Raw genomic sequence first — 19,510 nt, 5'->3', positions numbered from 1 at the left:
GCTAATTCCTACTTTTGAAAGGTAGCAGCAGGGGAGGCGGGTGGTTTTATATATGTCGCTTTACTATTTATCGACGTAGGGTCGGGCGACCCGAAGTGAAGCCCTCGACACCGGAGCCCGGAAGGCTAAGAGAGCTGCCGGGCGGGTGGATGAACTGGGAACCCGTGAGCCTCACTGGAGGAGCTTCACTTCAGTGAGGGGAGGAGGTCACTTCCTTTTTTCTAAACAACCCTTAGCAAACTTCTCAGAGTCCTCGTGTCTTCGGCGACCAAGCGGCAGTGCTTAAGTAAGACAAAATCAACGTAAAAGGATGCGGTGGCTGGAGCTTAGAGGCTGGTGGGAGCTTGCGGGACTGCCGAAGTTCGCAACGACGCTCGTGCCGTTTACACTCGGGGCGGTTGTAGCTTGGACTGAGGGGCATGTGGACATAATAACTTTTGCAACCTCCTTGGTGGCGCTTTTCTTGATGACCGCTTTTTGTTTTGTGTTGAACGCCTGCAGCGTTTACTCCGACCTTAAGAGCAGGGGCGTGAGGCTCGGAAGCCGGGGGCATGGACTCTCTGATTTTTTCTCGACGGCAGCGAGCGGCAGGTTCGACGCTCTCGTCTCGGAGAAGATTTCCGTTGAAAAAGCGATGGCCGGCGCATACATTTGCGGCGTTCTTTCCATCCCCTTGGTTTTAGTTTTGCATTTCTGGCTCCGCACAGGGCAACTAACGCTTGCCCTCGGCATCTTCGGCTTGTTCCTGATGTTTTCTTACTCCCGAGGCCCAAAGTTCTCATACCATGGGCTCGGAGAGGTTGCCTTAGCGTTTGGCGTCGGCTGGTTCACAGTATTCTCAGGCTACTACTTGCAGACGCACGAAAGTAGCCTTAAGCCGACGCTTGTTGCCTTACCTTTCATGATAGAGGCATTCAAGCTGAAACTGCTGAGAGAACTCCCAGACATCCGACTTGACAGCCTGATTAACCGAAGAACCTTGGCTGTGCGACTGGGGAAGGAAAAAATCATCAGAGCATGCACGCCGCTTACCCTGCTTGCATGGCTTTCGTTTCTATTTTTGTTGCCGCTTGACGTCCGCCCATTTAGTTTAGTTGTGCTCGCAATCCCCGGCTACTTCACGCTAAGAAGCTTGCTTTCCATCAAGAGGGGGCTTTGGCGGACCGATGAGGGGCTTGAGCAAATATGCAAGGATGCGTTCACGGGTATGATGCTCATACCGCTCGCTCTCATCGGCGTCTTCGTCTTAAGCGTCTGTGCTGGTTAGATGCAGCTCTCGCACGTCCAGCGTTACTGAAATTTAACTTGCAAACAGCGGCAATATTAAGAGCACAAACGAGTTACTTAGTTAAAAGTATCACGGGGTTAGAATGGAAGAACTCAAGGAGGAGACAAAATACTTCGAGGACAAGTTGTCGGAAGTGTTTGTGGAAAAAGGCTTTGAGGAAGCTCTCACTTACGTCAAGGGCGGTAAGAGGCTGCGTCCGCTCATCTGCATCCTTGCAGCGGAAGCCGTCGGCGGCGACCGGGAAAAAGCGTTGCCAGCCGCCATCGCCATCGAGCTCGTGCATAATGCCTCCTTGATACACGATGACATTCTTGACGAGAACATGCTCCGCCGTGGGGCGCCGACGGCATTCGCAAAGCACGGGAAAAAAGCGATCATTATCGGCGACTTCCTCTTTGCGCTTTCCTGCGAGATGCTGGCGAGGTGTGGCTCAAGAGTTATGACGCTCGTCTCGAAAGCTATTTCCGACATCGCCATCGGACAATACTTGGAATTTTCGCTCCGGCACGCTGAAAGCGTTTCCGAGGCTGCTTACTTCAAAATCGCAGAGCTTAAAACCGCATCTTCATTCGTCGCGAGCGCAGAAGCCGGCGCCATCCTCGGCGGCGGAAGCGAAGACGATATCAGGCGGCTCCGAGAATTTGGTAGGACTCTCGGCATCGCTTACCAGATTCAGGATGATATTTTCGACATCCTCGGCGATCCTGCTGACGAGACTCCCCTCGGGCTCGACATTAAAAACGGCGAGATGACAATCATCGTGGTTCATGCGCTAGAACACGCGAACGCCCGAGAAAAGGAGTTCATCTTGGAAACCATGTCAAAGGGCGACGTGGATGCCGATACTCTCCTGAAAATGCGTGAGTTGTTCCTGCACTTGGGCTCTATCGGATACGCTTTCGGCTTGTTTGAGGAGTTTGTGAGAGAGGCAAAAGCGCACCTTAGCACCCTTTCCGAGTCGGCGCCGAGAAGAAAACTCATGCTTCTCCCGGACATCATTGCAGAAAGGCTCAACAACGTGGCACAAGCTACCAAGGGCTAAGAAGGCACGTGTTTATCACTTCTGTTGCTCTCCCACATATTCTATCTGGCTCATTCCATCACGCCAGTCTTTTCGGGTAAAAGCGGTCATGCGAGCGGCGTGCCGTTATCGACGCCGCAGCCGCACTTCCTTATTAACGTCGAGTTCCACGCCTATCCTTTTCAGAAAGCGTGCTGCTTCTTTATTTGCGCCGTGTATCAAAAGCTCGATAAGGTCGTCCACCTCATCAACGTCGGTGCTTGCGAGGAAGGAGTCATAGGTGGCGACGCTGAGCCCCTGCCGCCTCGCTATCGAGACATGGTCGAGGAAGCTCACGCCGTAGTAATCGACCGAGAACTGCTGTGGCTTCCTTAAAAAAAGGATATTCGTGCCGCCTTTCCTCCCTGGAACAACAACAACGTCCTCTTCGTAGCTTAAAATCTCTCTCACGTTCCTTGCGGTGAGCAACGGAAGGTCCGACATTATTATCAGCAAAGGTCCAGCTTCATGTCGTAAAACGTCGTTCAGAACGTCGTTGAGGCTGCGCTCGTCAAATACAATGCAGATTTTCATATTTAAGCCCTCAAAGTCGAGGTTTGTGGGCGCGGTGCAGATTAGGGTGACGTTGTTGACGCCCGCATCGCAAACTGCTTTGAGAACGTCTCTTAGCATACATTTGGCAAACACCTCTCGCTCATCTTCATTTAGAAGGAGATGCAGTCTCGATTTCGCCCCTCGGCTTTTGAACGGAATTATTGCTTTCATTGAATTTGAAAGAGTCAGGGAACGACACCCTTCACGCTTAACCGCACTTTTCTTAGCCGCAGGTTCAAAGCATCCACCTCTACGGCTTCTGGCGGGAACACCGGCTCGCCTACGCCCGTGAAGAGCTTCACGGCTTCGTAGCACTGCAACGCTCGGACGAGGACATTGAACGTAGCGCTCACGCTCTCAAGCTTTATCTCTGGAAACTCTATCTCCTCGAGAGGAATGCCGTCTGGCAGGAGCGTCGTCACGTAACCCCACGTGATGAGCGGTATGCCCATGTCCCTCGAAGCAGCGGCGGCGAGTCTTAGCGTCTCCTCGTCATAGCCTCCGATGACGATATCTATACACCTCAAGCCAAGCTTAAATTCATCAACAGATGGCGGCGGCAGCAGTGTGGAAACACAGGTCTTCTCAGAAGAAGCATACTTAGGAACCGCTCCTATCATCTCCTCATCATAAAAAGGGTCCAAACGCACGTCCTCTGGCGCCACTTCCCCCTCCATCACCCGTATTTCTTTGAAGTTCCACCGTTTCAGGAGTTCTACGAGGATGCCCCCGCTACCCACTATGCAAATCTTTACCTTACTCAGGTATTCAAGCTTCTCTGGGGGGATTCCTTCTATCTCGCTGATACTTCCGTCCATCATAACTGAGTTACAAATATGTATAAAGAAATGTTCTTAAATATAGGTGGCAGGGAATTCCATCGGCAAGGCGTTCAGGATAACGACGTGGGGCGAGTCGCACGGCGCCGCAGTTGGTGTCGTAGTGGACGGCTGCCCTGCTGGGCTTGAACTTTCCGAAGAGGAGATACAGCGGGAACTTGACAAAAGGGCGCCGGGGAGGAGCGAGCTGGCGACGGCGCGACGTGAAGAGGACAGAGTAATCATCCTTTCAGGCGTTTTCGAGGGCAGGACGCTCGGCACACCGATTTCGATGCTCGTCTGGAACAAGGACGTTGACTCCTCGCCGTATGAAGCTTTAAAGAGCGTCGCCCGCCTCGGACACGCTGACCTCCCTTACTTTTTGAAATACGGGCATCGGGACTGGCGTGGCGGCGGCAGAGCCTCCGCACGAGAGACCACTGCAAGAGTCGCTGCGGGCGCTATTGCGAAGAAACTCATTAAAACGCATGACATCGAAGTCGTTGCGCATGTCATCGAGGTTGGCGGCGTCAGAGCGAGGAGTGAGGAGCTAAGCTTTGGGGAAATTAAGCGTAACGTCGAACATAACGACGTGCGTTGCGCTGACCTTGAAGCGGCAGAGGAGATGCGGCGTGTGATTCTAAAGGTGAAGGAGGAGGGCGACAGTATTGGCGGCGTCGTCGAGGTAATTGCGTGGAACGTGCCGCCGGGGCTCGGCGAGCCGGTCTTCGATAAACTCGATGCCGACCTCGCAAAGGCGCTTATGAGCATCGGCGCCGTCAAGGGCGTGGAGATCGGCGTGGGTTTTGAAGCCGCAAGGCTACGAGGCAGCGAGATGAACGATGAATTCTACGTGGAGCGTTCTTCAGATGTGAGGACGGAAGACATAACGATAAAAGCAAGAACTAACAGGGCGGGCGGTATACTTGGCGGCATTTCCACCGGCATGCCCATCGTTTGCCGAATCGCGGTGAAACCGACGCCCTCCATCAGGAAGCGGCAGAGAAGCGTGGACTTCGTCCGCCTCGAAGACGTATCGCTCGAAATAAGAGGGAGACATGACCCTTGCATCTGCCCGAGGATCGCTCCGGTGGCGGAGGCAATGGTCGCCATCGTCCTCGCCGACCATCTCTTGAGAAATAGGCTGGCAAGGGTTTGAGTTACTTGCCCTTACTACAATTTTCCAAGCGCTTTTTGCTATCAGCAGGAATTTCGACGTGTATGACGCTCCTCAGTGAGATTCCCGTGCTTCATAACCATGTCTCGCATCCCAATCTTGTAACCACCACTTCAACTTATTGGGGCGAACTTTAGGAAGATGTTGCCGCTAATCCCCTTTAAAGGAGGGCAGGGGAGGGGGTGGGAAAAGTTTTTATAGCTTGCGTTCAATGGATGAGCAACGAGGGCGTGGGTATAACCTGCGGTCAGGAGCTGCGTGCTCAGCTCGAAGGGGAGCGCTTATGCACACTCCCCAACCTCCCGCCGGTGGAAGCCCCGACTTTAGTCGGGGGAGGAGGTCACGTGGCTCTTACCGGTCGGCCCTGAGCATTTGTCTACAGAGCGACAGTATAGTCTTCAGAGCGTTCAACCAGTGGGTACTCGTCCACGTTATAGTCATGGTGTATGGGGTTTCTCCGACGCCATCTCCATCCACGTCTATGCCAGTATGGTCATCCCAGTGGTTCCCAAGACGCCCTGTATACGAAGTGCCGTTATATACGTGACAACTGGCGAATTCCATGTGTTGTTAGCATACTTGTCGCTTGAGTATGCGTTGACAACATTGCCTATGAAGTTGTTCAAATATATGGTGTTATTCCCGGGACTCACGCCGCCTGTTGGCTTATAGATATAAATGCCGTATTCGTTTGCGATGATGTCGTTACTGACTATAATATTGCAGGCGCTTTCGACAGGCGTGAGGTAAATGCCATACGTGTTGTTGTATATGTGATTCTCTCTGATCGTGCTGTTCCGCAGCAAGGAATATATACCATACACACAGGGATTCTGTTAACTTATTGTTGGTATCGGCTGGCGGGCATCTGAAGTTTGCTGAGCAATGGTGGAGCAAATTTAGGCGTAGCCGAGGGCGAAGCCACATATCCTCTTGTTGTCCGAGTGCGTCAGCACCGAAGCGAAGGGGGGAGTTGCGGACGACGGTATCATGTTATAGATGTTTCGCAAATTCATCTATATCCACCTTTGCTAATTTTAAAATTCCTCTTAACGTACCGATTTTTAGTTCTTTATGCATTGGAACTACAGTGCCTACTTTTCCTTCAGTAGTCATTTTAGAAAGTCTTACATGACCTCCTCTTCTACCAGTGATTTGAAAATCGAATTTGTTGCATAAGATTTTAACAACATCCTCCCCTGAAACTTTCCTAAGTTTTGGCAACTTTACTTACCTCTTTCACAGAAATTTCAAATGTGGTCAGTAGGGGATGAGTTTTTTCCTCTAGTTGAAACTCCTCAAGGTAAAGTTCCGTTGCCTCTTTTAGATTTTGAATGGCTTCTTCTACTGTTTTTCCTTGGCTAACTGTTCCAACCTCCGGGCATTCCGCCACATACATATCCTCTTCTTTGCGAATGATCGCGGTTAATATTTTTATCATATTTATCACCCTACAATTCGGATATACATAAGACCTACATTAAACTTTTCCCTTTGGGGTGTGTCATACTGGTGGGAGAGACCTATCGGCCCTACCTCACGGGGCTGCTACAGTGCGGACAATATGGGGTATGTTCCCATTTATAATAGGGCACCAAAAACCAAAACAGCTGCCACATGTCCCCAATAGTGTGGACCTCAGCTAGTACCATCATCTATCACCCCAAGCCCGTCGCCCGCAATTTCGGACAACGCTTTGCGGGTATACGAAGCCCGTAAGGGTTTGGGTGAGCGAAGCGAACTGCATACCCGCTGTTATACGCCGTTGCCATGAGTATCTCCATCATCGGCATCTCAGGAGAAGCGGGATTGGGTATGAGCTTTCTTGTCTTAGGTTCAACTATAAGGTCCAATAGCTCTAATAGCACCTGCCCTATAAGGGGCTGTGAGCCCTTTTCTTCTACTAAGACGTCAAGATTGGCTGAGCGTCCCTTGAGCTCAATGGTCACTACTCCATAAATGGGTCTCGTCTCTACCTTATTGTTCGCATATCTCACCTTTACTTCTCGCACCTTTCTTAATCCAAGAGCATCCACTATGTCCTTAGGTAATACTACCATCGTTGCACCCGTATCAATGACCGCATCTACTTCCACCGACTTCTTTGGTTCAAACAAGCTCGTGAGTTTTACCTTCTCTATCACTTTTCCCATTTCAATCCCTCCTTGTATTTTAGATGTTGTAATTTAAATACTTTTGGTTTTGCAATGGCGTATAACGAGTATTTCACGCACTTTTTATTCGTATAACCTTCCAAAATGGAGTTAAAGCGAACTTTTATAACTCTTGTGGTCATACTTTTGTTTGTGGGTTTGAATGTTAAAAAGCTTACACCACAAGAAAGATACAAGCTAATAGGCAAGCTCATCGAAGAAATAAAGCTAAGGAAGTATTCTTACAAAACAGGCAAAGCTTACATCTCAGTTGTGAAAAGGTTTCTAAAATCTGGAAAGACACCCAGAGAATTCTTGCTTTCTTACTCCAATAAAAGCAGATCAACCATGCGAGCGTTTATTTTGCTTTGATTTTCATCTCACGTTGGCGTTTTCTGTGCAAAGTGCGAGCACGTCTGCCCGAAAATAATTTTTTATTTTTCATCTCACGTTGTTGTTGGCGATGATATTGTTGTTTGCCGAGATGCCCAAGTGGACGCCTGCGGGGTATCCGCCGCTCGAGGTTGAGATCTCATTCCCGGCAACGACGTTCCAGCAGGACCCATCTGATATTGAGATGCCTGAGAATACGTTGCCGCATACGACGCACCGCCATGTTGTGGTCGCCACGGTCCACCACGATCGAAATGGAGGCGCTGTCCCGCATCTTGTTTCCTATTACTTGTCCCATGACGAGTTGTAGCGGTATATGCCGACTACACGATTTCATTTCTGAATATGAAGTTCCTCTGAGAATTTCGGGCGAGTATGCCGTAAGGCCCCGCCATCAGACCTATCAAGTTGCGTCCTATGATGCTATGGGCGCCGCCGAATATGTAGATGTTCTCGTTCCTGTTGTAAGAGATGTTATTTGCTAATATTACGTTGTGTGACGAATAGTTCAAGTATAAGCCCTCATGGTTGTCCACGATGACGTTTTGAAAGATCCTGTTATAATTTGACTCGGTCAAGACGCCCGTAAACCCGATACCACTATTCATTATTCTGAACCCATGAAGAACGCATCCGTCCGCCGTCAGCGTCACGACGTCGCCAAGACCGCCGCCACCTTCATGGGGGTTGCTCCCCTCCCCATCGCCGCCACAAGCCTTAGACTCTTATTAATGACAATATTCTCTCGGCACGACCCGTTATGCACTTTATGGAGTCGCCGGGGGACGCTGTGTCGATTGCTATCTATACGGCTCTCGGGAAGTCCATAAGGTCGTCATCGACGTGCCACACCCTCGCAGACGCAGTTCCCAGCACGAGCGCCACGGATGCTGCCAATATTAAGAGCAGCACTACTCTCCTCATGACGCTCATCCCCTGAAAAGTCCTTCGCTAAATATTTTACGCGCTTCTCAATTTGGTTTTAGTGTCATCGCAAATAATCTATCATTGTTTAAACTAATTATCAATTAACCATGCTTGTTGAGCGCTGCAAACGCCGCTGTGTAAGTTTCTTTCATTTCCTGCTCTGACGTTATCCCGACGCTCGCCGCGTCCGCATGCTCGAATATGAACCCAAAAAGCGACTCCTCAGGCTTCAGAGCGCCAGCGGCTAAAGGTTTTATTGCTATTACCTTCTTGTTGGTCTCTTTTATCGCACGCAGTGCACTTTCATAATCAGGCTCCATGAAATACCCCTTTGGGTTCAGAGGTGCAAGATACGCCTCGATATCGAGCCCAAAATCGTCGAGCATTGGGATTGTATCGCCGGGAACATGCGTCGAGGCTGCAGGTGCTGCTCCCATTTCCCTTATTTTCTTCACCCACTTACAAAGCCTCTCGTCGGCGACGTCGCAGAAGGCAGCGTGCATCGCCACAACTTCTGGCTCCAGCCGCTCTATCAGCTTTAGATGCTTGTCAAATTTAACGCCGCTCATGATGACGGCGGCGACGAAAAACTTCTCGCCAATAATTTCGAAGGCATGCTCCAACGCCTGCACCAAAGGCTCATAAACGACGAGTTGGACGGCAGCGACGCCGAGCTCTGCCGACTTGACGAAGAGTGTGGTCATGTTCTCAGGCTGATGGAAAAACCGGCGGCGGTATTCGTAAGCACGATGTCCGAACTGCCCGGCGCCGATGAACGGCGATGTCCCCAACATTAACCTCGGCAACTCGACCACAAATCCATATTCCCCCTTTTACTTAAGTCGTCGTCGGCATGATGCGTCCCCACCACTCCATTTTGCGCCGTTACCGACGCTTTTCCACTAACGTCTCGACCAGAGCGGCACGCCAATCAAAGCGGCACAATTTTCGTGTAAATGTTTTTTCGCCCTTCGATGGCGTCGGCGATGCGAGGCAAAAATCGCCCATTCACTATGAGGCACTCCATTCGATGATTCATCAGAAATTCAGGAAGCGCCTCGTCAACGCAGCTTTCCTGCCCCAACAACTCACTTGCCGAAACAACCTCTTTTAATTCCCCATTGATGAAAACACCGTCAACGTCTGTCAGCTTTATGATGCAGCGGACACCCAGCAAGGATGCAATGAACGCCGCTATCGTGTCGGAGGTCACCCGCCATGAATGTTCTAAAATCCCTCTATCATACTCTTTCAAAATCCTGAATGGCAAAACCACATATAAACCAGCGTCAGCCGCCCTTAAATCTTTCAAACTATCGACAAGAACGCCGCCATAGTCGGCGAGCAGCCGCCCGTATTGTTCCATCGCAAGCACCGCCATCCAGTGCGTCGTCTCGTCGGAGATGCCTCTTGCGTGCTCCCTGACGGCATCAGCGAACGGTCCACCGCCTGGGATCACGACAAGTTTCGCCCGACACCTCTGAGAATAATCGGCTAAAAAACTCATTATGCGCTCTATATCGCTTTTCAAGCTACCGCCCAGTTTCAGAACAACCACGCTCATATCACTCTACGCTCGTCACTCCCCCATTCGTTGGAATGTTTAATTTGCTTCAGCTTCAAGAATAATTAAGTGGGGCGGGATTCGAAAATTTTAAAGGTCGAGCTGCAGAGCTTGGGTGTCAAAATAGAAGCTGTAGAGAAGGGTAGGAAGGGCGGAGCGGGTCCCGCCGCCGGCAGAACATTGATTTTTGGCGGCTTGAAGGCAAACGTGCCGACGCTGAGCCGTTTTGTCGAAAGTTCTCCTTACAGCATCACGCCTGCTGACGACCGCTACATTTTGAAAAAAGACGGTAAGCCTATAATGGAAGTAAGCTTCCCGGCGCCGAAGTTTTACGGATTTAAAACGAAGGATGGTATTCCTTATTGGAAAATAGCACTGCTACATGGTGACGACTGCCTCGCGACGACGGTGGTGCAGCGCTGCGTTTACTGGAACACGAGGGCACGCTGCAAGTTCTGTGGCATCGAGCTTTCGCTGCAACACGGCATGACCATCGAGCGCAAGACCGCTGCCCAAATTTTAGAGGTGGCGCTCGCAGCGAAGGACGACGGAGTAAAGCACGTGACGCTGACAATAGGGACGGTGCCTGGACCGGACAAGGGGATAAGAGCGCTTGCGGAGGTTGGCAAAGTTTTAAGGGAAGAAGCCGGGCTGCCGGTGCATGTGCAATTCGAGCCGCCACGCCGCCTTGAGCTTCTGGACGAGCTTTACGGCTGTGCCGACACCGTCGGTGCGCATATTGAGAGTTTCGACGCTACGACGCTGCGAGAAATAGCGCCGTGCAAGGCTGCGATTGGGTTCGAGCGCTATAGAGAGACATGGCGGCGGTGTGTCTCGCTTTTTGGCGAAAACCAAGTTAGCAGTTTTTTAATCGTGGGCGTGGGCGAGAGCGACGACTCCGTGATAAAAGGTAGTGAGGAACTTGCGACGCTTGGCGTTTACCCGTTTGTCGTGCCGTTGCGTCCGATTCCGGGGACGTTGCTCGAGGATGCGATACCACCGCCGCCGTCGAGGATGCTTCGGATTTACGAGGCGGTTGCCGACATTTTAAAGGATTATGGGCTAAGCTGGCGGAGGTGTAAAGCTGGCTGCGTGCGTTGCGGCGCTTGCTCAGCCATTGGAGATTTTGAACGGGCGTGAGTTAATACTATGTGGGGGAAGAAGTATGCAGAAAATAAAAGTGGAAATAAAGGAGGGGGCATTTTCGCTCGACGAGCTTGTGAGCGAGCTGCTGCGAGGAGGTAGCGACGCTGGCGCCGTCGTGACGTTCTTGGGCATCGTGCGCAGGGATGATGGCGTTATGAAGATGGAGGTGGAGGCTTATGACGAAGTGGCGAAGGCGGAGCTCAAGCGCATTTGCGAGGAAGCCGTAGAACGCTTCGGCGTGAGCCATGTGCATGTCGTCCACCGTAAGGGCAGCCTGGACGTCGGCGAGAATATCGTGGCAGTCGTCGCCGCTGCTAAGCACAGAAAAAATGCATTTAAAGCTTGTGAGCTCGTTATCGACGAACTGAAGCGGCGGGCACCCATCTGGAAGAAGGAAGTGCTTGGAGGCGGCGAGGAACGCTGGGTCGTGCCTAATGGCGAGGGCTGGCGGGGAAAATAGCTTTGACGACGCAAATCCCACCCTGCTACCTGGACCCCGCACGCTGCACGGTCGGGCATCACGATTTCCGATATAGGAAATGAGCTATCCCACTACCTCATGAAGCTGTACTAACGTGAATTAATCGAAAGCAAGAAAAAGGGCGAGTGGAATCACTGTCCGTTAAAGAATTTACGGGCGACGTCATGAAAAGGTGGTGGAACTTAATGCGCAAGCTTCGCGTCTGGCTCCCCTACGCAGCTATGGCAACAATCATAATCGCAGTCCAAGTATCTGCGTTGTTCTTGGCGACACCTTTCGAAGTCCAGAACGTAAAAGCGTTTGAAAACCCAGAATCGGCAATCAACCCGCTCATATTCGTCCTTTTCATCTTCGCCTTCACGGCTTTCGTTCTTGTGCTTGTGCGGTTTAAGGCGGCTCTCATCCATTTTATAATCTTGGCGGCGGTGGCGTTCACCCTGCTTTACGTGTTTGAAGCTTTCTTCCCGCTCATGCCGGCGCTGCTCTTAGCAGGCGCATTCACACTTGTCCTTTACAAGTATCCGGAGTGGTATGTAGTGAATTTCGTCGGCTTGCTCATAAGTGCGGGCGCCGCTGCCATTTTCGGGATATCGCTCGCCATCCTACCCACGATGATTTTGCTCGTAGTCTTAGCAATCTACGACTTTCTCGCAGTTTACAAGACGAAGCACATGGTCGCTCTCGCAGAATCCATGGTGAGCATGAAAGTGCCCGTGCTGTTCGTCGTGCCCCGCAGCCTCAAATACTCGCTGTTGCGACAGAACGGCTTGCACGAGGAGGCGCACATCATGGGACTCGGCGACGCAGTCATCCCGACAATTCTCGTGGTCTCAGCAAACGTGTTCCTCAACGCTGACCGCCTCTTCGGATTTGTGAGCTTGCCAGCGTTGTTCACGATGCTCGGCACTTTGCTTGGTTATTTTGCGTTAATACTGCTCGCCTCAAAGAAAAAGGCGCATGCCGGGCTTCCTTTCCTGAATTCTGGGGCAATATTTGGCTTTTTTGTAGGATGTTTGATGTCAGGAGTGCCCCTTTCTACATTGCTCTCTTTGTGAGACCGCCGCAGGGCAAGGCTTAAATCTGTTCAGAATGATATGTAGAAAGAGATGGGCAAGTGCCCATGCTTGTTGGTAGGGGCTTAATGTCGTCTCTGCCACGGGGGCGATAATATGAATAAAACGAAGGTAGTAACGGCGAAGGTTGCGGAGGCGAAGCCGCAGGACGTAGGCAGGGGCATTGCAAGGCTCAGCCGAGAGCTTGCAGAGCAGCTTAACATCACGTCCGGCGACGTTGTCGAGATTCAAGGGCCTACGAAGAAAACTGCTGCAATAGCGTGGCCCGGCTATCCCGAAGACCTCGGAAGAAGCATTATCAGAATTGACGGCGCCACGAGGCGGAACGCGGGCGTCAGCATCGACGACAGAGTTCAACTGCGGAAAGTCGTGGCAAAAGACGCCGAAAGAGTTACTTTCGCACCGACTGAACCCCTCAGAATCATGGGCGCTGAGGAATACCTCAGACACCTCCTCTACGGCAGAGTCGTAACCCGTGGGGACGCACTTACGATTAACATCATGGGACGCAAGATTGACCTCGTGGTTACTGCTTACCGCCCAGCAGCAGATGCCATCATCATCACCGAAGCCACCGAAATTGAGGTCAGCGAGAAGCCCGCAAAGGAGGTCGTAGCTCTCCCAAGGGTCACTTACGAGGACATCGGCGGGCTTAGGGAGCAAATTAGGAAGATTCGGGAGATGGTGGAGCTGCCGCTGCGGCACCCTGAGCTTTTCGAGCGCCTCGGCGTAGAGGCGCCAAAAGGAGTTCTCCTGCACGGACCGCCCGGCACCGGGAAGACTCTCATCGCAAAGGCGGTGGCGAACGAGACAAATGCGCACTTCATAAGCATTTCCGGTCCGGAAATCATGAGCAAGTTCTACGGCGAGTCCGAGCAAAGACTCCGAGAAATTTTCCAAGAGGCTGAGGAAAATGCACCTTCGATAATTTTCATTGACGAGCTCGACTCGATAGCGCCGAAGCGAGAGGAAGTCACGGGTGAAGTTGAGCGGAGGGTCGTCGCTCAACTCCTCGCCCTCATGGATGGCTTGAGGGAGCGTGGCAAGGTGGTGGTCATCGGTGCGACCAACAGACCTGACGCTCTCGACCCGGCGTTGCGACGTCCCGGCAGGTTCGACAGAGAAATCGAAATCGGCATCCCTGACAGGGACGGCCGCCTTGAAATTTTGAGAATACACACGCGGGGCATGCCGCTCGCCGACGACGTCGACCTCGAAAAGCTGGCTGACATCACGCACGGCTTCGTCGGCGCGGACATCGAGGCGCTTTGCAAGGAGGCGGCGATGCGGGCGTTGCGGCGTGTTCTCCCAGAAATAGACTTGGAGGCCGAGAGCATTCCTGCTGACGTTTTGAACAAGCTTATCGTGGCTATGGACGACTTCCTTGCAGCATTCAGAGAGATGGAACCGTCAGCGCTGCGTGAAGTGCTCGTGGAGGTTCCTGACGTCCGTTGGGACGACATAGGCGGGCTTGAGGAGGCGAAACAGGAATTACGAGAGGCTGTGGAATGGCCGCTGAAATATCAGAAGCTGTTTAATTACATGCAGGCTGAGGCGCCGAAAGGTGTCCTCCTGTACGGACCGCCAGGCACCGGGAAGACGCTGCTGGCGAAGGCGGCGGCGAACGAGAGCGAGGCGAATTTCATCTCTGTAAAGGGTCCGGAATTCCTGTCAAAGTGGGTAGGGGAGTCGGAACGTGCTGTCCGTGAGACGTTCAGGAAGGCGAAGCAGGCGGCGCCCTGCATCATCTTCTTCGACGAAATCGATGCAATTACGCCGGTGCGTGGCGGCGGTTACGGCGACTCGCACGTCACCGAACGTGTAATCTCGCAGATATTGACCGAGCTGGACGGGTTGGAAGAGCTACATAACGTCGTCGTGATTGCGGCGACGAACCGCCCTGACATCGTTGACCCGGCGTTGCTGCGTCCCGGGCGCTTTGACCGCCTCGTTTTCGTAGGGATGCCGGACAAGGAGGCACGCAAAGAAATATTTAAGATCCACACTAAAGGAAAGCCTCTTGCCGAGGACGTTGATTTTGAAAAATTGGCGGAGCTGACCGAAGGCTACACAGGCGCAGACATCGCCGCAGTCTGCAAGGAAGCGACGATGCTTGCGATTCGGGAGTTCGTCGAGGAGCGTGGAGAGAATATCGAGGACGATGAGGAAATAAAGAAGAAAAAGATAGAAATGCGGCATTTTGAGGCTGCATTGGAGAAAGTGAAGCCGATGAGCAAGGAGGAGCTGGGACGTTACTTGAGATTTGCGAAGAGCTTCAAGGAGCGCCGCTGATGCGGTGGTTCTCGTGCCGGCGTGGAAACAATCGAAGGCAAGGCTAAAAAATTCAGAAAAGTTATACGAGGAGGCTTTAACGCTCCTGCCCGGCGGCGTAAGCTCGCCAGTCCGGGCAGTAAAACCTTTTCCTTTTTACGTTGTGAGGGCGAAAGGCTCCAAGATATTCGACGTTGACGGCAACGAGTATATTGATTACTGCTTGGGTTACGGTCCTTTACTCCTCGGACATGCGCACCCTGCCATCAAGAAGGCGGTGGAGACGCAGCTCGAAAAGGGCTGGCTCTTCGGCACGCCGCACGAGCTTGAGCTGAAGCTCGCAAAGAAAATAGTGCGCTATTACAAAAGCGTAGAGATGGTCAGGTTCGTAAACAGCGGCACCGAGGCGACGATGAGCGCCATACGGCTGGCGAGAGGGTTCACGAGCAGAGAAAAAATATTAAAAATCGAAGGCGGCTTCCACGGCGCCCACGACGCCGTCCTCGTAAAGGCAGGCTCTGCCGCAACAGCTATTCCTGCGTCGAAGGGCATACCGATGAATCTCATTGAGAACACGCTGCAGGTGCCGTTCAACGACGTTGAAGCCCTTTCCGAGGTCGTTGAAAAGAAGAAGGAGGAGCTGGCAGCTTTCATCCTTGAGCCAGTGCTCGGCAACGTGGGGCTCATATTGCCGGAAAAAGGGTATTTAGAGGAGGTTCGGAAGGTTACTGCGGAGAACGACGTCCTCTTGATATTTGACGAAATAATCACAGGCTTTCGGCTCGGCATGGGCGGCGCTCAGGAGCGTTTCGGCATCTATCCCGACATCACGACCTTGGGGAAAGTGGTGGGCGGGGGCTTCCCGCTCGGCGTCGTCGGCGCCCGCCGTGAGATTATGGAATTCATAGCGCCAGCAGGTGAAGTTTACCAAGCAGGAACTTTCAATGGAAACCCCGTCTCCTTGTGTGGAGGGCTCGCCACCGTGGAAGTGCTTGAGCGGGCGAGAATTCACGAGAAGCTTGAAAAAATGGGGAGAGAGCTCGTAAGGGCTTTAAAAGACATAATAAGCGATAAAAAGCTGGAATACGGTGTCAGCGGCATTTCTTCCATGTTTCAAATATTTTTCGGGCAGTTCGATGGACACCCGCCCAGAAATTACGAAGAGGCATTAAGGTGCGACAGGGAGAAATACTTGGGGCTTTTCTGGAGAATGTTGCAGCGAGGCGTCTTTCTGCCGCCCTCACAGTTCGAAACGTGTTTCCTATCGGCGGCGCACAGTGACGACGACATAAAAACAACAGTAGAAGCTTACGAGGAAATCCTAAAACGCTTGTGTTAGGGGCACGCCGCGGCTCAAAACTCCGCAATTCTCTCCAAACTATTTTTGTCAAAGCGGAAGCTACCTTCCACTTTCACATTTCGGGGGAGGGTGCCGCCGAGCTTCGCCCGCAATATCAAATCCGCAATCTCGTGGTTTATGACACGGGCGACGCCGACGATTGAGGTCGTAGGGCGGGGGTTGACGTCCAAGATATAGGGCTTTCCACTCTCGGCGAGCACGATATCGATGCCGACGTAACCCTCGCAGCCCAAGATACGAACAACCTCCTCGGCAACGCCAAAAACACGATTCTTGATGCTTCTTTCAGGAACGGAATAGGGGACCAAACCACCTTCGTAGCTAATCTTCGAGTTCATTTTTATGAACTGCTTGTTTATCGTCAATGGGAGTGGCGGGGACGCCGCACAGAACGAGCACGAGACGCCAGCAGGACTTATCATGCTGACGCTTATGTGCTCGCCATCGAGGAACTCCGTCGCTACGAATTCTTTGCCTTCTGGGATTTCCAAAGGCGTGCCGACGCTTAAGAAAGTATCCTCGGCGGCGCATCCGAATCTCGGCTTTATCACGTAGCGACTTCTCTCCTGCAGCTGCGACTCGGCGACGCCGCTGAAATCATCAATGCTCAAAGTCCTCGGCACCGGGACGCCCGCATCTTTCAAAATCTCAGTCGTAAGGAGTTTATCCGCACATTTACGGACGGCATGCGGCGGGCAGCCGAGGTTAAGCGTCCTGCTCTCCACAATTTTCGTAAGTTCAAAAAGTAGTTCGTCCGGTGCTATTATGAGGGCGGCATCGCAGTCTCCTGCATTCTTCTCGACCCAGCCGTCAAAATCTGAGACCCCTCTCGGATACACGACTTCATGCCCAAGGCGCTCGAAGCTCGCTTTCAGGGTGAAAAGCATCGCCCTGCCCTCGGCTAAGAGCTTTTCCTCGCCGACGCCCACCGCATACTCCGCAAGTATTACTTTCAAGTCACTTTACCCCCGCCTCAAGATTTCTTTACAAGCGTTTTCCCCTGCTCGGCAAGCTTTGCAAGAACCAATAATATGTTCAAGAAGCGGTCGCTCGTCAGCGGCTTCCCCAACCCCCTCTCCCAGCTCTTCTTTATCTCCGTAAATCTCCTCTCGGTATCTTTCGACACTTCAATGGCTGCACGCCCCTCTTTCTCCTCCTTTTCCTCCTTCCACTTTACTTCTACTCTCTTTTCCTCCCTTTTTGCCTTTCCTTCCTTCTTAGGCTTAGCTCGCTTCTTCTCGGCTCTGAAGTCAGAAACCGAATAGCCGAGGGCGTTTATCGCCCGCAGCACGGTCGCCAGCTTCAGCGGCTTCTCTCGTATCTTATTTTCCTCCTCCAATATTTCTTCGGCGGTTATCTCGCCTCGCTCTATCTTCTCTTTGTATTTAAGAATCCATTTCGGCACGTCCCCCAAAGCAACCACCTCCTAAGGCGGGCTCATACCAGCAAAGCGGGTCTTCTGCGAGGATGTCGTTCGTAAACGCATACGTGCGACCTCGGCAGCCACCGCAGACGTATCGCAACTCGCACCTCCCGCATTTTCCCTTTAATTCCCTACTTCTTAACGTTTTTAAGGCTTCCGAGTCTTTCCAGATGTCTTTAAGGGAGCGTTCCCGGAGGTCGCCGACTGTGAGGCGTAACGTTGGGCACGGGAGAACTTTGCCGTCGGGTGTGATGCCGTATGCGAAAATCCCAGCGTTACAGCCTACGTTAACAGCATTGCAGAACGGGTCTGCAACCATTTTCAGCAGAGCAGCGTCCTCGCTTATGATGTAGCGGTCCTCGAAGGCAATCCGCCATTCCCCGTAAAGCTTTTTTCTCTCAAGCAAAAACTCCTGCATCCGCTTCCGCTCCTCCCTACTCAGCATAAGCTCTGGATACTTTTCGCCTCTGCCGAACGGTATGAATTCGTTTACGACGACTGCCGCCCCCAGCCTCATGGCTAAGTTCACGATTGCTGGAACTTCATCATAATTAAGCCGAGAAACGGTCATCTCGATGATTGTAAATATTCCAGCGTTCTTACATGCTTTTAGCGCCCGCAAAGCTTTTTCGTAGGTGCCTGTGCCACGCATAACGTCGTGGCTCTTCGGTCCATCGAGGCTAACTTTCACTTGGTTTATTCCTGCGGTTTTGAGTTTATTCGCAAACTCTTCGTCGAGTAAGAGCCCATTTGTGTTTATTCCGACGCTCATGAAAAGCGATGCGTAGCCTACAATTTCAAGGACGTCGCTGCGCACCAGCGGCTCGCCACCGAGCAGCATAAGGGAGTGCGTCCCCGCCTGTGAGATGTCCTCTATGACGTCGAAAGCCTCCTCCAAACTAAGCTCATTGCTCAGCGCATTCCCTGAGGAAAGTCCACAGTATTTACAGCGCAGGTTGCAGGCGTTCGTCACCTCCCAGGCGGCGGAGAATGGCACAGAATGGCGTGCCCATTTCTGAAACTTGTGATGCGTGAAGTCTAATATGTCCTCGATGTCGAACTCGTCGCTTAGAATCTCTACTGCGCTCATGTGCCTTTTCTCCATTATAATGATTACGCCTTCAAAAGTTTTGTAGTTTTGCCAGCCTGCCGCTGCCCGGCTCGCCAACGATTTCGCCGTTGTAGATTTCAATGCCACGCACGAATGTTCTTTCCACCCTGCCACGCACATGCCAACCGTCGAATGGGCTCCAGCCACACTTCGAGCGCAACTCTCCCTCTTTTATTACCCACTCCTCTTTCGGCGCCACCACGATGATGTCAGCGTCCTCCCCCTCCTTAAACTCCTTCTTCAGCCCAAATCTCTTCACAGGATAATAATGCAGCCAAGAAGCAATCTGACAATAGCTAATGTTCCCTTTGTTCGCTTCGTTCAGGAATAACGGCAGCATCGTCTCCACACCCGGAACGCCGGGTGGTGCATCCAGCACGCCACGCTCCTTCTCTTCTTTAGTGTGCGGCGCGTGGTCAGAAGCGACGATGCGCAGGACGCCCCCCCTCAAGCCCGCCCAGAGGGCTCTTTGCGACGCTCTCGTTCTGAGTGGCGGCGCCACTTTCACGTAATTTCCGAGGCGGTCGGCGGCGTCGAGCGTGAGGAAAAGGTGCGTGGGTGTTACCTCGCCACTGAGCGTTCCGCCGATGAGCTCGCTGTTGGACTGTGAGCGTCGTAGCAGCTCGACCTCGCCACCGCACGTCACATGGCAAATATGAATTTTGACGCCTTTAGCCTCGGCGGTAAGTCTTAAAACCCTTTTCACAGCT

Annotated in this window: 23 protein-coding genes; 9 read left to right on the top strand and 14 right to left on the bottom strand. The window is 52.3% G+C overall.

Annotated features, from left to right (window positions below; all coding sequences use genetic code 11):
* The first annotated feature begins 310 nt into the window (after positions 1–310).
* Together ACXJJA_RS07825 and ACXJJA_RS07820 are read left to right on the top strand one after the other, a co-directional pair.
* Positions 311–1,267: a prenyltransferase gene (locus tag ACXJJA_RS07825; protein ID WP_456487656.1), complete on the top strand. Its 957-nt coding sequence runs from the start codon at positions 311–313 to the stop codon at positions 1,265–1,267.
* Positions 1,268–1,370: 103 nt separating this feature from the next.
* A complete protein-coding gene (locus ACXJJA_RS07820; protein WP_456487655.1) occupies positions 1,371–2,330 on the top strand; it encodes a polyprenyl synthetase family protein in 960 nt (319 codons plus the stop codon).
* A gap of 105 nt (positions 2,331–2,435) precedes the next feature.
* Here the strand turns inward: ACXJJA_RS07820 and cofC are convergent, their stop codons facing one another.
* Positions 2,436–3,074 (bottom strand): 2-phospho-L-lactate guanylyltransferase, encoded by a 639-nt coding sequence (gene cofC / locus ACXJJA_RS07815; RefSeq protein WP_456487654.1) that lies wholly within the window; start codon positions 3,072–3,074, stop codon positions 2,436–2,438.
* Between the two features lie 14 nt (positions 3,075–3,088).
* Positions 3,089–3,721 carry a hypothetical protein gene (locus ACXJJA_RS07810; protein WP_456487653.1) on the bottom strand — a complete coding sequence of 211 codons (633 nt, stop codon included), beginning with the start codon at positions 3,719–3,721 and terminating at the stop codon, positions 3,089–3,091.
* A 46-nt stretch (positions 3,722–3,767) separates the two neighbouring features.
* Here ACXJJA_RS07810 and aroC point away from each other — a divergent pair, with 46 nt between their 5' ends.
* Complete coding sequence (gene aroC / locus ACXJJA_RS07805; protein WP_456487652.1) at positions 3,768–4,880, top strand: chorismate synthase; 1,113 nt, start codon at positions 3,768–3,770, stop codon at positions 4,878–4,880.
* A gap of 497 nt (positions 4,881–5,377) precedes the next feature.
* On the opposite strand, the gene ACXJJA_RS07800 is transcribed toward aroC, so the two are convergent.
* From ACXJJA_RS07800 to ACXJJA_RS07785, 4 genes are all read right to left on the bottom strand, one after another.
* Positions 5,378–5,722, bottom strand: coding sequence for a NosD domain-containing protein (locus ACXJJA_RS07800; RefSeq protein ID WP_456487651.1), 345 nt, complete (start codon positions 5,720–5,722; stop codon positions 5,378–5,380).
* Positions 5,723–5,891: 169 nt separating this feature from the next.
* Positions 5,892–6,122, bottom strand: coding sequence for a type II toxin-antitoxin system HicA family toxin (locus tag ACXJJA_RS07795; protein WP_456487650.1), 231 nt, complete (start codon positions 6,120–6,122; stop codon positions 5,892–5,894).
* Entirely contained in the window at positions 6,109–6,339 is a 231-nt protein-coding gene (locus ACXJJA_RS07790) for a type II toxin-antitoxin system HicB family antitoxin (RefSeq protein ID WP_456487649.1), read from the bottom strand. Before ACXJJA_RS07790 ends, ACXJJA_RS07795 begins: the two co-directional genes overlap by 14 nt.
* Before the next feature lie 217 nt (positions 6,340–6,556).
* Entirely contained in the window at positions 6,557–7,051 is a 495-nt protein-coding gene (locus ACXJJA_RS07785) for a retroviral-like aspartic protease family protein (protein ID WP_456487648.1), read from the bottom strand.
* Between the two features lie 153 nt (positions 7,052–7,204).
* Between ACXJJA_RS07785 and ACXJJA_RS07780 the strand changes: the two genes are divergently transcribed.
* Positions 7,205–7,423 carry a hypothetical protein gene (locus ACXJJA_RS07780; RefSeq protein WP_456487647.1) on the top strand — a complete coding sequence of 73 codons (219 nt, stop codon included), beginning with the start codon at positions 7,205–7,207 and terminating at the stop codon, positions 7,421–7,423.
* Between the two features lie 160 nt (positions 7,424–7,583).
* Here ACXJJA_RS07780 and ACXJJA_RS07775 read toward each other — a convergent pair whose 3' ends face one another.
* The 4 genes from ACXJJA_RS07775 to ACXJJA_RS07760 all read right to left on the bottom strand — a co-directional run bounded on the left by ACXJJA_RS07775 (position 7,584) and on the right by ACXJJA_RS07760 (position 9,935).
* Positions 7,584–7,781, bottom strand: a complete 198-nt coding sequence (locus tag ACXJJA_RS07775; RefSeq protein ID WP_456487646.1) for a hypothetical protein — start codon at positions 7,779–7,781, stop codon at positions 7,584–7,586.
* Positions 7,768–8,052: a NosD domain-containing protein gene (locus ACXJJA_RS07770; RefSeq protein WP_456487645.1), complete on the bottom strand. Its 285-nt coding sequence runs from the start codon at positions 8,050–8,052 to the stop codon at positions 7,768–7,770. Before ACXJJA_RS07770 ends, ACXJJA_RS07775 begins: the two co-directional genes overlap by 14 nt.
* A gap of 420 nt (positions 8,053–8,472) precedes the next feature.
* Positions 8,473–9,186, bottom strand: coding sequence for an aldo-keto reductase family protein (locus ACXJJA_RS07765; RefSeq protein WP_456487644.1), 714 nt, complete (start codon positions 9,184–9,186; stop codon positions 8,473–8,475).
* A 116-nt stretch (positions 9,187–9,302) separates the two neighbouring features.
* Complete coding sequence (locus tag ACXJJA_RS07760; RefSeq protein ID WP_456487643.1) at positions 9,303–9,935, bottom strand: amino acid kinase family protein; 633 nt, start codon at positions 9,933–9,935, stop codon at positions 9,303–9,305.
* Between the two features lie 69 nt (positions 9,936–10,004).
* On the opposite strand from ACXJJA_RS07760, the gene ACXJJA_RS07755 reads away from it, so the two are divergent.
* The 5 genes from ACXJJA_RS07755 to hemL all read left to right on the top strand — a co-directional run bounded on the left by ACXJJA_RS07755 (position 10,005) and on the right by hemL (position 16,245).
* Positions 10,005–11,075, top strand: a complete 1,071-nt coding sequence (locus tag ACXJJA_RS07755) for an MSMEG_0568 family radical SAM protein (RefSeq protein WP_456487642.1) — start codon at positions 10,005–10,007, stop codon at positions 11,073–11,075.
* 25 nt (positions 11,076–11,100) lie between these two features.
* The gene (locus ACXJJA_RS07750; RefSeq protein WP_456487641.1) at positions 11,101–11,541 is read left to right on the top strand and encodes a molybdenum cofactor biosynthesis protein MoaE; all 441 of its coding nucleotides are present in this window, start codon (positions 11,101–11,103) and stop codon (positions 11,539–11,541) included.
* A 146-nt stretch (positions 11,542–11,687) separates the two neighbouring features.
* On the top strand, positions 11,688–12,617 hold the full coding sequence (locus ACXJJA_RS07745) for a presenilin family intramembrane aspartyl protease PSH (RefSeq protein WP_456487640.1): 930 nt from the start codon (positions 11,688–11,690) through the stop codon (positions 12,615–12,617).
* A 114-nt stretch (positions 12,618–12,731) separates the two neighbouring features.
* The gene (locus ACXJJA_RS07740) at positions 12,732–14,927 is read left to right on the top strand and encodes a CDC48 family AAA ATPase (protein ID WP_456487639.1); all 2,196 of its coding nucleotides are present in this window, start codon (positions 12,732–12,734) and stop codon (positions 14,925–14,927) included.
* Positions 14,928–14,940: 13 nt separating this feature from the next.
* Positions 14,941–16,245, top strand: a complete 1,305-nt coding sequence (gene hemL / locus ACXJJA_RS07735) for a glutamate-1-semialdehyde 2,1-aminomutase (protein ID WP_456487638.1) — start codon at positions 14,941–14,943, stop codon at positions 16,243–16,245.
* A 14-nt stretch (positions 16,246–16,259) separates the two neighbouring features.
* On the opposite strand, the gene ACXJJA_RS07730 is transcribed toward hemL, so the two are convergent.
* From ACXJJA_RS07730 to ACXJJA_RS07715, 4 genes are all read right to left on the bottom strand, one after another.
* On the bottom strand, positions 16,260–17,222 hold the full coding sequence (locus ACXJJA_RS07730; RefSeq protein ID WP_456487637.1) for an ATP-grasp domain-containing protein: 963 nt from the start codon (positions 17,220–17,222) through the stop codon (positions 16,260–16,262).
* A 17-nt stretch (positions 17,223–17,239) separates the two neighbouring features.
* A complete protein-coding gene (locus tag ACXJJA_RS07725; RefSeq protein ID WP_456487636.1) occupies positions 17,240–17,680 on the bottom strand; it encodes a hypothetical protein in 441 nt (146 codons plus the stop codon).
* Entirely contained in the window at positions 17,652–18,794 is a 1,143-nt protein-coding gene (locus ACXJJA_RS07720; RefSeq protein ID WP_456487635.1) for a radical SAM protein, read from the bottom strand. The genes ACXJJA_RS07725 and ACXJJA_RS07720 overlap by 29 nt, the downstream gene beginning before the upstream one ends.
* Before the next feature lie 16 nt (positions 18,795–18,810).
* On the bottom strand, positions 18,811–19,510 hold a 700-nt coding region (locus ACXJJA_RS07715), incomplete at its 5' end, for a dihydroorotase (protein ID WP_456487634.1).

The organism is Candidatus Alkanophaga liquidiphilum (assembly GCF_053996935.1).
This window is presented reverse-complemented; position numbering and strand designations above follow the sequence as displayed.

Coding starts and splice junctions, on each gene's coding strand:
- ACXJJA_RS07820 (WP_456487655.1), top strand. CDS start 1,371: ATGGAAGAACTCAAGGAGGAGACAAAATACTTCGAGGACAAGTTGTCG.
- ACXJJA_RS07825 (WP_456487656.1), top strand. CDS start 311: ATGCGGTGGCTGGAGCTTAGAGGCTGGTGGGAGCTTGCGGGACTGCCG.
- ACXJJA_RS07790 (WP_456487649.1), bottom strand. CDS start 6,339: ATGATAAAAATATTAACCGCGATCATTCGCAAAGAAGAGGATATGTAT.
- ACXJJA_RS07720 (WP_456487635.1), bottom strand. CDS start 18,794: ATGGAGAAAAGGCACATGAGCGCAGTAGAGATTCTAAGCGACGAGTTC.
- ACXJJA_RS07775 (WP_456487646.1), bottom strand. CDS start 7,781: ATGAAATCGTGTAGTCGGCATATACCGCTACAACTCGTCATGGGACAA.
- ACXJJA_RS07785 (WP_456487648.1), bottom strand. CDS start 7,051: ATGGGAAAAGTGATAGAGAAGGTAAAACTCACGAGCTTGTTTGAACCA.
- ACXJJA_RS07760 (WP_456487643.1), bottom strand. CDS start 9,935: ATGAGCGTGGTTGTTCTGAAACTGGGCGGTAGCTTGAAAAGCGATATA.
- cofC (WP_456487654.1), bottom strand. CDS start 3,074: ATGAAAGCAATAATTCCGTTCAAAAGCCGAGGGGCGAAATCGAGACTG.
- ACXJJA_RS07740 (WP_456487639.1), top strand. CDS start 12,732: ATGAATAAAACGAAGGTAGTAACGGCGAAGGTTGCGGAGGCGAAGCCG.
- ACXJJA_RS07810 (WP_456487653.1), bottom strand. CDS start 3,721: ATGGACGGAAGTATCAGCGAGATAGAAGGAATCCCCCCAGAGAAGCTT.
- ACXJJA_RS07770 (WP_456487645.1), bottom strand. CDS start 8,052: ATGAATAGTGGTATCGGGTTTACGGGCGTCTTGACCGAGTCAAATTAT.
- ACXJJA_RS07750 (WP_456487641.1), top strand. CDS start 11,101: ATGCAGAAAATAAAAGTGGAAATAAAGGAGGGGGCATTTTCGCTCGAC.